The 14,366-nt window shown below is 65.6% G+C and carries 16 protein-coding genes; 9 read left to right on the top strand and 7 right to left on the bottom strand.

All coding sequences use genetic code 11. The features are described from left to right. Nucleotides 1–813, bottom strand: an 813-nt coding sequence (locus AC6LJW_RS28470) for a FecR domain-containing protein (protein WP_498088878.1), incomplete at its 3' end; no start/stop codon positions are given. Next, nucleotides 810–1,319 carry a sigma-70 family RNA polymerase sigma factor gene (locus tag AC6LJW_RS28475; RefSeq protein ID WP_498088879.1) on the bottom strand — a complete coding sequence of 170 codons (510 nt, stop codon included), beginning with the start codon at nt 1,317–1,319 and terminating at the stop codon, nt 810–812. The genes AC6LJW_RS28470 and AC6LJW_RS28475, both read right to left, overlap by 4 nt. A gap of 183 nt (nt 1,320–1,502) precedes the next feature. On the opposite strand from AC6LJW_RS28475, the gene AC6LJW_RS28480 reads away from it, so the two are divergent. The 4 genes from AC6LJW_RS28480 (at nt 1,503) to AC6LJW_RS28495 (ending at nt 4,241) form a co-directional block, all read left to right on the top strand. Further along, nucleotides 1,503–1,970, top strand: a complete 468-nt coding sequence (locus tag AC6LJW_RS28480; protein WP_498088880.1) for a CopD family protein — start codon at nt 1,503–1,505, stop codon at nt 1,968–1,970. Between the two features lie 146 nt (nt 1,971–2,116). Then, a complete protein-coding gene (locus tag AC6LJW_RS28485) occupies nt 2,117–2,971 on the top strand; it encodes a hypothetical protein (protein ID WP_427987609.1) in 855 nt (284 codons plus the stop codon). A gap of 94 nt (nt 2,972–3,065) precedes the next feature. Beyond that, nucleotides 3,066–3,755, top strand: a complete 690-nt coding sequence (locus AC6LJW_RS28490; protein WP_056571893.1) for a helix-turn-helix transcriptional regulator — start codon at nt 3,066–3,068, stop codon at nt 3,753–3,755. Between the two features lie 69 nt (nt 3,756–3,824). Continuing rightward, a complete protein-coding gene (locus tag AC6LJW_RS28495; protein WP_056571894.1) occupies nt 3,825–4,241 on the top strand; it encodes a VOC family protein in 417 nt (138 codons plus the stop codon). A gap of 42 nt (nt 4,242–4,283) precedes the next feature. On the opposite strand, the gene AC6LJW_RS28500 is transcribed toward AC6LJW_RS28495, so the two are convergent. Together AC6LJW_RS28500 and kynU are read right to left on the bottom strand one after the other, a co-directional pair. Beyond that, entirely contained in the window at nt 4,284–5,690 is a 1,407-nt protein-coding gene (locus AC6LJW_RS28500) for an amino acid permease (protein ID WP_498088881.1), read from the bottom strand. 79 nt (nt 5,691–5,769) lie between these two features. Continuing rightward, complete coding sequence (gene kynU, locus AC6LJW_RS28505; RefSeq protein ID WP_498088882.1) at nt 5,770–7,020, bottom strand: kynureninase; 1,251 nt, start codon at nt 7,018–7,020, stop codon at nt 5,770–5,772. Between the two features lie 138 nt (nt 7,021–7,158). Here kynU and AC6LJW_RS28510 point away from each other — a divergent pair, with 138 nt between their 5' ends. Continuing rightward, the gene (locus tag AC6LJW_RS28510; RefSeq protein WP_056571900.1) at nt 7,159–7,632 is read left to right on the top strand and encodes an Lrp/AsnC family transcriptional regulator; all 474 of its coding nucleotides are present in this window, start codon (nt 7,159–7,161) and stop codon (nt 7,630–7,632) included. A 33-nt stretch (nt 7,633–7,665) separates the two neighbouring features. On the opposite strand, the gene trhA is transcribed toward AC6LJW_RS28510, so the two are convergent. Beyond that, nucleotides 7,666–8,295 carry a PAQR family membrane homeostasis protein TrhA gene (gene trhA / locus AC6LJW_RS28515; protein ID WP_498088884.1) on the bottom strand — a complete coding sequence of 210 codons (630 nt, stop codon included), beginning with the start codon at nt 8,293–8,295 and terminating at the stop codon, nt 7,666–7,668. A gap of 76 nt (nt 8,296–8,371) precedes the next feature. Further along, complete coding sequence (locus AC6LJW_RS28520; RefSeq protein ID WP_498088885.1) at nt 8,372–9,415, bottom strand: P1 family peptidase; 1,044 nt, start codon at nt 9,413–9,415, stop codon at nt 8,372–8,374. Nucleotides 9,416–9,644: 229 nt separating this feature from the next. On the opposite strand from AC6LJW_RS28520, the gene AC6LJW_RS28525 reads away from it, so the two are divergent. The 3 genes from AC6LJW_RS28525 to AC6LJW_RS28535 all read left to right on the top strand — a co-directional run bounded on the left by AC6LJW_RS28525 (nt 9,645) and on the right by AC6LJW_RS28535 (nt 11,941). Further along, a complete protein-coding gene (locus AC6LJW_RS28525) occupies nt 9,645–10,427 on the top strand; it encodes an amino acid ABC transporter substrate-binding protein (protein ID WP_056571908.1) in 783 nt (260 codons plus the stop codon). A gap of 84 nt (nt 10,428–10,511) precedes the next feature. Then, the gene (locus AC6LJW_RS28530; protein WP_056327000.1) at nt 10,512–11,192 is read left to right on the top strand and encodes an ABC transporter permease subunit; all 681 of its coding nucleotides are present in this window, start codon (nt 10,512–10,514) and stop codon (nt 11,190–11,192) included. Then, nucleotides 11,189–11,941, top strand: coding sequence for an amino acid ABC transporter ATP-binding protein (locus AC6LJW_RS28535; RefSeq protein ID WP_056571911.1), 753 nt, complete (start codon nt 11,189–11,191; stop codon nt 11,939–11,941). The genes AC6LJW_RS28530 and AC6LJW_RS28535 overlap by 4 nt, the downstream gene beginning before the upstream one ends. A 1,089-nt stretch (nt 11,942–13,030) precedes the next feature. On the opposite strand, the gene AC6LJW_RS28540 is transcribed toward AC6LJW_RS28535, so the two are convergent. Next, complete coding sequence (locus tag AC6LJW_RS28540) at nt 13,031–13,708, bottom strand: peptidoglycan DD-metalloendopeptidase family protein (protein WP_056558219.1); 678 nt, start codon at nt 13,706–13,708, stop codon at nt 13,031–13,033. A gap of 270 nt (nt 13,709–13,978) precedes the next feature. On the opposite strand from AC6LJW_RS28540, the gene AC6LJW_RS28545 reads away from it, so the two are divergent. Continuing rightward, the coding region (locus AC6LJW_RS28545) for a DUF2946 family protein (protein ID WP_498088883.1) at nt 13,979–14,366 on the top strand (388 nt) is incomplete at its 3' end.

Below are 14,366 nucleotides of genomic sequence, written 5' to 3' on the forward strand. Positions count from 1 at the left end.
GCCGAGCTCGGCCGCGAAGGCGTCCAGCCGCAGTGCGCTGGCGTACAGCACGCCACGCAGCCAGTCGCTGGCATGCGGGTCAGCGGGCGACGCCGCGCCGGCGCCATCGGGCGACAGGCTGCTTTGCTCGCCAGCCGCCACGTCCACGTAGCGTCCCGGCTGCCCGGCGCTACTGACGCGCACGCGTCCTTCCTGCACGCTGAGCTGGCAGCGTCCGCCCTCCTCGCGCACACAGAACCGCGAGGCCTGCGCTTCGATATCGCCCAGCCGCGTGCGCACGATGAACGGACGCGGATGGCTGGCGGGGTCCGTCACCGCATGAACGGCGATCTCGCCGGCGCGCAGGCGCAACAGGCGTGTCGCTTCGTCGAACAGCACGTCGACGGCGCTGGAGGTATTCAGGTGCAGCGTGGAACCGTCTGCCAGCATCACGTCGCGCCGCTCGCCCGCGGCGCTGCGGTAGTCGGCGCTCCAGTCCAGGGGATCGGCCCGCCATGCGGCCCAGCCAAGCGGCCCAGCCACGATCAGGGCAATCAGCGTCGTCAGCGCGGCGCGGCGGCTATTGAGGTCCGGCCGATTCAGCGTCGCCATGCCCAGCGCCGACGGAATCAGGCCGAAGCGCGCATTCACGCGCTGCGCCCGCTGCCAGGCGTGTTCGTGCTCGGCCTTGCTGGCGCGCCATTGGTCGCAGGCGTGCACGTCTGCGTCCGTGGCCCGTCCCGAGCTCAGCCGCAACAGCCACCTCGCGGCTTCGCGCGCGACGTTGCGCTCAACGGCCGGCAGCTCGCCAGGCGGATCGGCTTGCGCGCTCACATCACCGCCATGATGCATTGCTCGTATCCCTTGGTGATGTAGCGGTGCACGGTGCGCAGCGACACGCCGAGCTTGTCGGCGATCTCGTTATGGCTCAGCCCTTCCAGTTGCGCCATCAAAAACGCCTGGCGGGCAGGCAGCGACAGGCCGGCCAGCATTTCTTCGATCTCCTGCAGCGTTTCCAGGATGATGAGCCGCTGTTCCGGGGAAGGGGCAAGCGCCTCGGGCATCAACGCCAGCGCTTCCATGTAGGCCTGCTCGACCGAACGGCGGCGATGGTGGTTCAGCAGCAGGCGCTTGGCGATGGTGGTGAGGTAGGCGCGCGGCTCGCGCAGTGCGCCCAGTTCGTGCCGGTGCCGCAGCACGCGCACGAAGGTGTCCTGCGCAAGATCGGCGGCATCGAAGCTGTTACCCAGCTTGGCGCGCAGCCAGCCGTGCAGCCATCCGTGATGGGTGCGATACAGCATGTTGACGGCGTCGCCCGAGGCGAGCACGGAATTCGGCACGGACGGCTCCCTGACTCTCAACTACAACAAGCACAACTAAAAATTCATAACTACAAATAGCAATCGTTCTCATTCTAAATGCAAAACCATGATTTTGGTCAAATTCGCGCGTCGGGCTTGCGGAGATATCATCCGTACGACGTCCGCCGCCTCCCGCGGCGGCGCTTTCCACAGGCTGATCCCATGCTCTACGCCGTCCTGCAATTTCTCCATGTCATGGCCGTGATCCTATGGGTGGGCGGCATGCTGTTCGCCCACTGTTTTCTGCGGCCGGCGGCCGCGAAACTGGACCCCCCCGTGCGGTTGCGGCTTCTGGCCTCGGTGCTGGGGCCTTTTTTGAACGCCGTGCTGGCAGCCATCGTCCTGATCCTGGTGACCGGCGCGTGGATGATCGGCTCGTCGGCCAGCCAGGCCGCGCAGACGGGCGGCTCGTTCTTCATGCCTCGCAACTGGACGCTGATGGCCAGCGGCGGCATCGTGATGATCGCGATCTTCGGCCACATCCGGTTCGCGCTGTTCAAGCGGCTGGCCGCAGCGGTGGCGGCGTCCGACTGGCCCGCGGGCGGTCAGGCGATGGGCGGCATCCGGCGCTGGGTGGGCGTGAACCTGCTGCTCGGAATCGCCATCGTGGCCGTCATGTTTCTGGGCTAGCGAAGGGACAGGCCGGCGCCCTGACCGATCGGACAATCGCCGGTTGCTATCGGAAATCTTGGCCTTGATGCAATACGCCGTACATCCGCGCTGGCCACACTGCGGATGACTCTCGCGGGTCACGTCAACGACAACAGGGAAATCCCATGATCAAACGTGTATTGCATCTGGCCGCTTCCGGCCTCTTCGCCGCCGGCGCCGCCCAGGCCTCCTCCATCGACAACAGCGCCATCGGCCAGCCCGAGTTCCGCGCGCACAAGGCCACCTACGGCGTGGTCTACCGCCTGCCGGCCGAGGTGAACGCCGTGCTTGACGCCAAGGTCAACGGCGTCCTCAAGGAAGATCTGATCAAACTCGGCTTGAAGACCGAAGCCGACACGCCCAATCTGCCGCACGTCACCGTGGTCCACATCCACAATGCCGATCCGCAGACGCCGGCGCGCATGCTCAAGGCGCTGCCCAAACCGCCGGCGCCGCTGCGGGTAACGCTCAAGACCTTCTATCCCACCGAGGCCGCCAAGGGCGCGGGCCATCCGTGGTGGCTGGACCTGGGCGTGGTCAAGAGCGGCCAGGGCTTCGAGGACATGATGCGCTACAACACCGTGGCCACCGCCGCCCTCGCCCCGCTGCGCGACGGCCCGCTGCCGCGCGTGACCGGCCCTGTGTACGCCAAGATGGGCGACGCCGGCAAGGAACTGGTCAAGACACTGGGCGTGAGCGGCGTGAACGTCATGCAGGACGGCAAGGAAGTGCGCGCGCACAATCCGCACACCACGCTGGTCTACAGCATGACGCCGTACGACGCGCGGCTGCAGGACGCCATGAAGGCAGAATCCGACAAGTTCAACGCCGTGCTGCCCGACGGCATCGAGACGACGTTCAAGGACGTCTCCATCGTGGAAATCGGCTTCGCAGGCAATGTGGTGCGCGAGATCTACCGCGTCAGCCTGGAAGACGGGTCGGTCCTGGACGTGGCGTCGGGCAAACCGGTCGCCAAGTAGCATCGAGGATCCGGGGCTCGAATCACAAGCAGGACCATCGCCGCATGCTGCCATTCCATGGCAGTATTGCGGCGTCCGCCCTCCGCCTGCCCCCATGTCCCGCACCGAACGTCTCCTGGATCTGCTCCAGACCCTGCGCCGCCACCGCCTGCCCGTCAGCGGGCATCGGCTCGCGGCCGAGATGGGCGTCAGCCTGCGCACGCTGTATCGCGACATCGCCACGCTGCAATGCCAGGGCGCGGAGATCGAGGGGGAACCCGGCGTGGGTTACGTGCTGCGGCCCGGATTCATGCTGCCGCCGCTGATGTTCAGCACCGAAGAGATCGAAGCGCTGGTGCTGGGCACGCGCTGGGTGGCCCGCCGCTCCGACGAGCGATTAGGGCTGGCCGCCCGCAATGCGCTGGCCAAGATCGGCGCGGTGCTGCCGCAGGAACTGCGCGACGAGCTCGACGCCATCCCGCTGCTGGTTGCCCCCAGCGCCGTGGCCGTCACTGACCGGGTCGACGTGGCGCTGATCCGCCAGGCCATCCGCGGCGAACAGAAGCTGGAAATCACGTACCGCGATGACAAAGGGTCCGATTCCAGCCGTGTCATCTGGCCGTTCGCGCTGGGCTTCTTCGACAGCGTGCGGCTGGTGATGGCCTGGTGTGAATTGCGCGGCGACTTCCGGCATTTCCGCACCGACCGCATCGCCACCCTGGCCATCGGCGCCAGGTATCCCAAACGGCGGCACATCCTGCTCAAGGAGTGGCGCGCGCTGGATCACGAGGCGCGCAAGGACTGACGTTCACTACAGCCAAAAACTGACAGTACCCCTGCCTATGATGAGCGCGTCTATCCCCCGGAGCGCATCATGTCAGACACCAATTTCGTCATCCTGTATGTGGAAAAGCCGCAGGCCAGCGCCGCGTTCTACAGCGCGCTGCTGCAGCGTCCGCCCATCGAATCGTCGCCCACGTTTGCGCTGTTTGCGCTGGACTCCGGGTTGATGCTGGGTTTGTGGTCGCGCTACACGGTGGCGCCGGCGGCGGCTGGACGCGGCGGTGCGTCCGAGCTGGCGTTCACGGTGGCGGACGCCGCCGCGGTAAACCAGCGCCATGTGGACTGGAGCCTGCGGGGCCTGCCCATCTTGCAGCCGCCCACCGACATGGACTTTGGCCGCACCTTTGTCGCACTGGACCCCGACGGCCATCGCCTGCGCGTATTTGCCCCCGCGCCGGCGCCGGTGCCGGCCGCGCCGCGGACGGAACGCGCCGTCGCCGCCGTCTGACAACAAGCGGCCGCGCCGAGGGGCGCGGCCGCTGATCACGCGTCACGCACGCTGCCGGCGCGCGTTCATGGCGACCGCTTCGCCTCGCTTCTTGAACAGCAGGTAGTACGCCGCCACCAGCAACAGCAGAAACGGCACGCCGAACACCAGCGTCAGCTTGAAGACGGCGGTGAAGTACGTGGTCAGCAAAATTGCCAGCATCACGCCCGCGCCCAGCAGTGTCAGCACCGGAAAGCCCGGCATGCGGAACGACAGCTTCGCACCGCCTTCGCGCACCCAGCGGCGGCGGAAGAAGTAGTGCGTCACGAAGATCATCATCCAGGTAAAGAGCGCGCCGAACATCGAGATGGCCATCATCAGCGTGAAGGCCGTCTCGGGATACAGCACGTTCAGCACCGTGGCGATGGCAATGCCGCTGGTGGACAGCAGCAGCGCGTTCAGCGGCGTGCCGTTGCTGGACAGCCGGCCCATCGCCGACGGCGCGTGGCCCGCGCGCGACAGGCTGAACATCATGCGCGTGGTGATATAGAGCTGGCTGTTCATGGCGGACAGCGCGGCCACCAGCACGATGAAGTTGATGACGCCCGCGGCGCCCGGAATATCAAGCACCAGCATTACCTGCACGAAGGGGCTGTCGCCGTTGCCGGCTTGGTCCCACGGCACGATGGCCAGGATCAGCGCGAGCGTCAGCAGATAGAACACGACGAGCCGGACGATGGTGGCGCGAAACGCCTGCTTGACGGCGCGCTCGGGATCCTCGGCTTCGCCGGCCGCCACGGCGATCATCTCGACGCTCAGGTAGCTGAAGATCGAGATCACGACCGCGATCCACATGCCCCACATGCCGTTCGGAAAGAATCCGCCATGCGCGGTGTAGTTCACGGTGCCGTACTGCGGACTGCCCCAGACCACATAGGCGCCCAGGAAGATGAACCCGATGATGGCGCTGATCTTGATGGTCGAGAACCAGTATTCGATCGTGCCGAACGCCTTGACGCTCAGCGCATTGATCAGGATGAGGGCCGCGGAAAAGATACACACCCAGAGCCATCCCGGCACGCCAGGAAACCAGAAAGCCATGTACTTGGCCACCGCCGTGACCTCCGTGCCCACCGCCAGCACCACGCAGGACCAGTACGCATAGCGCACCAAAAAGCCCGCAAGCGGGCTGATGTAATGCTCGGCGTAGGCGCCGAACGAGCCGGACGTGGAATGCGCCACGGTCATTTCGGCCAGGCAGGCCATGAGCAGCAGCGTGATCAAGCCGCCGATGGCATAGCTGATGAGCACGCTTGGCCCGGCAAAGCCGATGGCGAACTTACTGCCCAGGAACAGGCCTGTGCCGATGGCCCCGCCGATCGCGATCATGCTCATCTGACCGGGCGTCAGCCGGCGCTTGAGCCCCTGTTCGCGTTCGGCAATCTGGCCGAACCCTTTCTGTTGTTGCATTGTCTCCTCCTGTATTGCGCATTGTTGTGTGATGTACGGCCCCTTGCGGGGCCGGCGCGATGAGGGGTTGAACCCGGAATCAGGTCACGGCGGAACGCTGCTTGAACTCGGGCTTGTCCCACGCGCGGGTGTCCAGCACGTCCTTCAGGATGTCGACCGCGTCCCAGACATCGGCGTAGCCGAAATACAGCGGCGTCAGGCCGAACCGCAGGACTTCGGGCTCGCGGTAATCGCCGATCACGCCGCGCGCGATCAGCGCCTGCATGACCTCGAAGCCGTTGGGATGACGGAAGCTGACATGGCTGCCGCGATCGGCGTGCGTGCGCGGCGTCACCAGCGTCAGCGGATGGCCGGCGCAACGCGATTCCACCAGCTGGATGAACAGGTCGCTCAGCGCCAGCGACTTCTTGCGCACTTCGTCCATGCCGGCGGCGCGCGCCACATCCAGGCCGCACTCGACCATCGACAGCGACACGATGGGCTGCGTGCCGCACAGATAGCGGCGGATACCGCCCGCGGGCTCGTAGGCGACGGCCATGTCGAACGGGCGGCTATGGCCCCACCAGCCGGACAACGGCTGCCAGAAGTCCTTGGTGTGGCGCGGCGCCACCCAGATGAAGGCAGGCGAACCGGGGCCGCCATTCAGATACTTGTAGGTGCAGCCCACCGCGAAGTCGGCATTGGCGCCGTTCAGGTCCACGGGCACCGCGCCGGCGGCGTGCGCCAGATCCCAGATGGCCAGCACGCCGTGTTCATGCGCCTGGGCGGTGACGGCGGCCATGTCGTGCATCTGGCCGCTGCGGTAATTGACGTGGGACAGCAGCATCACGGCGACGGAATCGTCCAGCGCCTTGTCCAGCGTCAGGTCGTCGTCGATCAGGCGCATCTCGTAGCCCTGCTGCAGCAGGTCGATCATGCCCTGAATCATGTACAGGTCGGTGGGGAAGTTGTCGCGCTCGGACAGGATGACGCGGCGCGCGGGGTGCTTATGCTGCTGGATGCGCAGCGCGGCGGCCAGCGCCTTGAAGATGTTGAGCGACGTGGTGTCGGTGATGACCAGCTCGCCCTCGCGCGCGCCCAGCAGGCTGCCCAGCTTGTCGCCCAGCCGCGCGGGCAGGTCGAACCAGCCCGCGGTGTTCCAGCTTCGGATGAGGCCCGTGCCCCATTCGTCCGTAATGACCTGCGCGGCGCGGGCCGCGGCGGTCTTGGGCAGCACGCCCAACGAATTGCCGTCCATGTAGAGCACGCCGGGCGGCAGGTTGAATTGTTCTTTCACGTGGGCCAGGGGATCCTGGCGATCGGCATTGACGCAGTCGTCGCGAGTGTTCATGTTCTGTTCCTTCCAGCAGATTTCCGGATACATGCTATCAGCGCGGTCAGGCCGAAAAATTGCAAATCCAGTCGTGACTTACCCGTATTTTTCGCATTAAATTGCATTCATCATAATTTTTTCGAATTGAATTGCTCCATGCAGATCGACGTCATAGACCAGCGCATTCTGGCCCGCCTGCAGGAGGACGGCCACCTCAGCAATCAGGACCTGGCCGAGCAGGTGGCGCTGTCGCCATCCGCGTGCCTGCGCCGCGTGCGCGCGCTGGAAGAAGCCGGGCTCATACGCGGCTACCGCGCGTTGCTGGATGCCGAGAAACTGGGCTTCGAACTGGAGGCCATCGTCCATGTGTCGCTGGACCAGTCGCGCGCCGGCTGGCACGAGGAATTCCTGGCCGGCATCGCGCTGCACGACGAAATCACCGAGGCCAGCATCGTCACCGGCGCGTCCAATTACATCCTGACCGTCCGCACGCGCAACCTGTCGGCGTTTTCAAATTTTGTCGAGGACAAGCTCAGCAAGCTTCCGGGCGTGCGCGATCTTTGTTCGCATATCGTCATGCGCAAAGTGAAGAACCGGCAAGGCATGCTGCCGCTGGCGGCCTGGCGCTAAGTTGACCGAGCCGTCCGCATGACGCGGGGCGCGCTAGGTTGGCGCGTGCTTCAAAAAGCCGAAGACCGTCACGAAATGGCAGGCCGTGCCGCCCATGACGAACAGATGCCAGATGCCGTGCGCATGGCGCCAGCGTTTGTCATTGGCATAAAACAGCGTGCCGGTGGTGTAGATGGCGGCGCCCGCCAGCAGCCATGTCAGCCCCGCCGTCGACAGCGCGCCCGCGATCGGCGCGGCGAAGGCCACGCCCAGCCAGCCCATGACCAGATACAGCGGCAAGGCGGGCGGCGCGTTGCGCGCCCACCAGAGTTCGCGGCTGATGCCCACGAAGGCCAGCAGCCACATCGCCACGCCCATCGCGGCGCCCCAGCGATGGTCCACCGGGCCGAACGCCAGCGGCGTGTACGTGCCGGCGATCAGCAGGTAGATCGCGCAGTGGTCGGCTTTGGCCCACATCGCCTTGCGGCGCCCTTGCGTGCAATGGAACAGGGAAGACGACGCATACACCGCGATCATCGACGCCGCGAACACCGCGCAACTGACGATTTGTCGCGTGTCCACGCGCAGCTCGGCCGCGCGCGTGATCAAGGCGCCGGAAGCCAGCACCGCCAGCGCCAGCCCGGCCAGATGCGTCACGCCATTGAGTCGTTCGCCTTGCTGCATGTACGCCTCCCGCTCCGGCGACGTGCCGGCGCCTGTCATCATGGCGGGCTTGTGTGACAGGCGCGGGTCAGCGGGATCACCCCACGAAATCCACCGCGGCCGGATAGCCGTCAATGGCGCGCGCGGACAGGATCGCGCGCTGCACCGCGATCGCAATTACCTCGGCGGCCATGACGCCCAGCAGCATCACGTTGGCGGACTTGCCCGACGTCCCCGTACCCAGCGCAAAGATCGTGTCGCCGTCGAGCATGGTGTGAATGGGGTTGATCGTGCGCGCCAGCCCGTCGTGCGCCATGCCGGCGATCTTCTGGGCTTCGGCCTTGGTGATCCGGGCGTCCGTGGCCACGGCGCCGATGGTGGTGGCCGCGCCCGCGCGCATCGACTTGGGCAGGTCGCCCGCCAGGATGGCCGCGCGCGTGTCGAACAGCATCTTGCCGTCTTCGGTGCGCGCGCCGGCCAGGATGCGCCCCGTGGCCGGGTCCAGCACGTCGCCCACGGCGTTGACCGCGACGATGGCGCCCACCGTCACGCCCGCCACCGTCAGCGACGCGCTGCCGATGCCGCCCTTCATGGCGCGCTTGGGACCATACAGCTTGCCCACCGTCGCCCCGGCGCCCGCGCCCACGTTGCCTTCCTGCGGGGCGTCGGCCGTGGCCGAACGGCAGGCCTGATAACCGGCGGCGGCATCGGGCCGCACCGACGCGTCGCCCACGCCCAGGTCGAACAGCACCGCGCAAGGCACGATGGGCACGACCGCCACGCCCACATCAAAGCCGATCTTCTTTTCTTCCAGATAGCGCATCACGCCCGACGCCGCATCCAGGCCGAAGGCGCTGCCGCCCGTCAGCACAATTGCGTGCACCTTGTCGACCATGTTGATCGGATTGAGCAGATCGGTCTCGCGCGTCCCGGGCGCCGCGCCGCGCACGTCCACACCGCCCGTCGCGCCGGTCTCGGCAATGATGACCGTGCAGCCGGTAGGCCGGCGGGTCTCGGTGTAATGCCCCACCCGCAAGCCGGCGACATCGGTAATGCTGCCGCCGCCGGGCATCGACCCCGTGCCGCCGACGCCCTGCGCGGGCATCGTGCCGGCTGCGGCAGCGCCCGCCGCCGCCATCATGAACGCACGCCTGTTCCATTGCTGTTCCACACCCGTCTCCGTCAAGGTACTGCCTGAAGGATCCCGGACCGACTGCGCCCGGCGTTCGGTACTGCCATATGACTTGTAGCTATATTTTTACTATTCCATATGCTTTGTGGAAAAATAGGCCGGTTGTTAGAGTGCCGCTACGCCGGAGGGCATTGCAGGCCCACATGCTCTCCACAGTGATCATCCGTGGAGCATTGTCATGAAACTCTTCCGTACGCTTTTCATCGCCGGCCTCGTGCAGGTCGCCGCCCTGTCCACCGCCCATGCCCAGTCCGAACTGGACCAGATCAAATCCGCGGGCGTCTTCAAGATCGGCACCGAAGGCACCTACGCGCCTTTCACCTTCCACGACGCATCGGGCAAGCTTACCGGCTTTGACGTGGACATTGGCCGCGCCATCGCCGAGCGCCTGGGCGTGAAGGCGCAATTCGTCGAAGGCAAGTGGGACGGCCTGATCGCCGGCCTGGACGCCAAGCGCTACGACGCCGTCATCAATCAGGTGGGCATCACGGATGCGCGCCGCGCCAAGTACGACTTCTCCGACCCCTACATTTCGTCCGCGGCCGTGCTGATCGTGCGCGACGACAACACCAGCATCAAGTCCTTCGCGGACCTGAAGGGCAAGAAGTCCGCCAACACGCTGACCAGCAACTTCGGCAAGCTGGCGCAGAACCATGGCGCGGAAGTCGTCGCCGTGCAGGGCTTTAACGAAGCCATCGACCTGCTGACCTCCGGCCGTGTTGAAGCCACCGTCAACGACAACCTGTCGTTCCTGGACTTCAAGAAGCAGAAGCCCAACGCCCGCGTGAAGATCGCGGCCACCGACAAGACGGCGGAGTTCAGCAATTCTGGCGTTTTGATCCGCAAGAACAATCCCGAGCTGCAGGCTGCCATCAACAAGGCGCTGGCCGACATCAAGGCGGACGGCACGTACAAGACCATCTCGGTCAAGTACTTCGGCACGGACCTGTCCGCGCAATAAGCAACTGGAGCGCCCATGACGCTGCCCACCTGGCTGCACGCCATCCTGCCCGATTGGCTGCTGGCAAAAATTGGCGAATGGTCGGTGCCGGCCTGGGTGCAGCTGATGGCGGATTCGTTCTGGCCGCTGCTGCACGCGGGGCTGGTCTTCACGGTTCCGCTGACGCTGATGTCGTTTGCGCTGGGTCTGGCCCTGGCCTTCGTGGTGGCGCTCATCCGGCTGTTCGGCCCCGCGCCGCTGGTGGCGGTGGTGCGCTTCTATGTCTGGCTCATCCGCGGCACGCCGCTGCTGGTGCAGCTTTTCGTGATCTTCTACGGCCTGCCCAGCGTGGGCATCGTGCTGGATCCGTTGCCCGCCGCGCTGATCGGCTTCACGCTGAACGTCGGCGCCTACAACTCCGAAGTGATCCGCGGCGCGATCGAGTCGATCACCAAGGGACAGTGGGAAGCGGCCTATTCGCTCAGCATGACGCGCGGCCAGGCTTTGCGCCGCACGATCCTGCCGCAGGCGGCCCGCGTGGCCGTGCCGCCGCTGTCCAATTCGTTCATCGCGCTGGTCAAGGACACGTCGCTCGCGGCGGTGCTGACGGTGCCCGAAATTTTCCAGGCCGCGCAGCGCATCGCGGCTGTCACGTATGAACCGCTGATCCTCTATACGGAAGCCGCGCTGATCTATCTGGCGTTCAGCTCCGTCCTGTCCGCGGCGCAAGTGCGGCTGGAACGGCGCTTCGGCCAGCATGCGATGTTTAGCGAGAAGACCCGATGATCCGCCTTGAAAAAATCGAAAAGTCCTTTGGCGGCAATCCCGTGCTCAAGCAGGTGGATGTCCAGATCGACGAAGGCAGCGTCACCGCCTTGATCGGTCCGTCGGGCAGCGGCAAGAGCACCCTGCTGCGCTGCGTGAACCTGCTGGAAGTGCCGGATCGCGGCCGGCTGGAGATCGGGCCGGAAACGGTCGACTTTGAACCCGGGCGCAAACTTGCCCGCGAACAGGTCCAGGCGGTGCGCAAACAGACCGGCATGGTGTTCCAGAACTTTCAGCTCTTTCCGCATCAGACCGTGATCGGCAATGTGATGGAAGGGTTGGTGACGGTGCAGAAATGGCCCACCGACCGCGCGCGTGCACGGGCGGAGGAATTGCTGCGCAAGGTGGGGATGCTGGAGAAGGCGGAAGCCTGGCCCGCGAATCTGTCCGGCGGCCAGCAGCAACGCGTGGCGATTGCCCGCGCGCTGGCGCCCGCGCCACGTGTTCTGCTGTGCGACGAGCCGACGTCGGCGCTGGATCCGGGCTTGGCCGCGGAGGTGGTGGATGTGCTGCGCCAGTTGGCCGCGGAAGGCATGACGATGCTCATGGCCACGCATGATCTGCGGCTGGCGGCGAGCGTGTCGCGGGAGGTGGTGTTTTTGCTGGATGGCGTGGTGGTGGAAGCCGGCGATTCGCGGTCGGTTTTCACGAATCCGAGTGATTCACGCACGGCGACGTTCGTGTCGACGCTGACGCAGGAAGCGCCGTAGAACTGGGATCTCATAGATCTCGGTGTCTGACACCCTCTGCGAGGCTGCCGCGAGTTGACGATCGCGTCACCAGGGTGTCAGACACCTGCCGCAATCTGATCTCGGTGTCTGGCACCCTCTGCGAAGCTGCCACGAGTTGACGATCGTCTCGCCAGGGTGTCAGACACCTGCCGCAATCTGATCTCGGTGTCTGACACCCTCTGCGAAGCTGCCACGAGTTGACGATCGTCTCACCAGGGTGTCAGACACCTGCCGCAATCTGATCTCGGTGTCTGACACCCGCTGCGAGGCCGCCGCGAGTTGACGATCGCCTCACCAGGGTGTCAGACACCTGCCGCAATCTGATCTCGGTGTCTGACACCCTCTGCGAAGCTGCCACGAGTTGACGATCGTCTCACCAGGGTGTCAGACACCTGCAGCAATCTGATCTCGGTGTCTGACACCCGCTGCGAGGCCGCCGCGAGTTGACGATCGTCTCACCAGGGTGTCAGACACCTGCCGCAATCTGATCTCGGTGTCTGACACCCGCTGCGACGCCGCCGCGAGTTGACGATCGTCTCACCAGGGTGTCAGACACCTGCCGCAATCTGAACTCGGTGTCTGACACCCTCTGCGAGGCCGCCGCGAGTTGACGATCGCCTCACCAGGGTGTCAGACACCTGCCGCAATCTGATCCCGGTGTCTGACACCCTCTGCGAGGCCGCCGCGAGTTGACGATCGTCTCGCCAGGGTGTCAGACACCTGCCGCAATCTGATCTCGGTGTCTGACACCCGCTGCGAGGCCGCCACGAGTTGACGATCGCGTCACCAGGGTGTCAGACACCTGCCGCAATCTGATCTCGGTGTCTGACACCCGCTGCGAGGCCGCCGCGAGTTGACGATCGTCTCGCCAGGGTGTCAGACACCTGCCGCAATCTGATCTCGGTGTCTGACACCCTCTGCGAGGCCGCCACGAGTTGACGATCGCGTCACCAGGGTGTCAGACACCTGCCGCAATCTGATCTCGGTGTCTGACACCCTCTGCGAGGCCGCCGCGAGTTGACGATCGTCTCGCCAGGGTGTCAGACACCTGCCGCAAGCCGCCGATTGTTATTTGGGTGGCAGCGAGCCCGCCGGGTCGACCGCCTGGCCGTCGTAGCGTAATTCGAAATACAGGCCGACCTGCTTGCTGTCGCTGTTGCCCATTTCGGCGATCTTCTGGCCTTGCGACACGCGCTGGCCTTCCTTGACCAAGAGCTTGCTGTTGTGCGCGTAGATGCTAAGGAAGCTGGCGTTGTGCTTGACGATGACCAGATGGCCGTAGCCGCGCAGGCCGCTGCCAGAGTAGGCCACCGTGCCGGGCGCGGCCGACACGACGGGCGTGCCGGCGGAATTGCTGATGACGATGCCGTTCGAGTGGGATCCGTCGTAGCCGCGTGTGACCTTGCCTTGCGCGGGCCATACCAGCGAGATCGCGCCCGGTGGCGCGGTGCGCCGCTTGCCGGATGAGGCGGTGGCGCGCGGGGCAGGTTTGGGGTTGGCTTTGGTGCTGGCCTTGCTGGGCGGCGAGGTGCGCGCCTGGCCGGCAGGCGGCTCGACCCGCAGGAGCTGGCCGACTTCGATCGAGTTGGAGTTCGACAGCTTGTTCCACCGGACCAGATTGCTGACGGTCGTGCCTTCCTTGCGCGCAATCTGATAGAGCGTGTCGCCCGATTCGACCCGGTAATAGCCCGGCTGGACCTTGGTCGTTCCGCAGGCGGTCAGCAACACCAGCAGCGCCGCCATCATCGCGCCCAGCCATAGACGGGCATACGGTCCGGCGCGTTCAAGTCCGGCGTGTCCCCGCCTGGCGGGCCGGGAGGCAACGGCCAAAGTCGAAACGGGCGAGGTGCAATCGGACGCTGTCGAACGGGATGAGTTCGAAACGGACAAGGTCGAAACGGACACGTTCGAAACGGACAAGGAAAGCTCTGAAACCTGGGGCACGGGATCGCGTGTCGGAAAGAAGTGCGTTCAAGGGTACCAAGAAATTGGGAACGCTTGGCATAGAATGCCTGCATGCCTTCGTCGACACGCCTCCTGTGCACGCTGCGCGCCCTGCGCGCCGAGGGCGTGCTTTGGCTGGCGATTCTGGCATTGGCGCTGCGGGCACTGGTCCCCGCCGGCTACATGCCGGACACCCGCGCGCTGCATGATGGCCGGCTCGAGGTCACCTTCTGCTCGGCGGCGGGCAACGTGTCGTCGTTCAGCGTGGCGCTGCCGTCCGATGATGGGGGTAAGGCCCCGCACGACAGCGCCAACACCGGCGCGCAATGTCCCTTCGGCCTGCTTGTGCACGTCACGCCCGCCACCGCGCCGGCCATGACGCCGCTGCTGCTGTCGGCCGCCGGACATCCCCCGTTCCCTCCCCAAGTGCGCGCCGTGCCGGCGCAGCCCGCCCACGGTC

The sequence above is a fragment of the Achromobacter sp. 1012554356 genome (assembly GCF_059760815.1).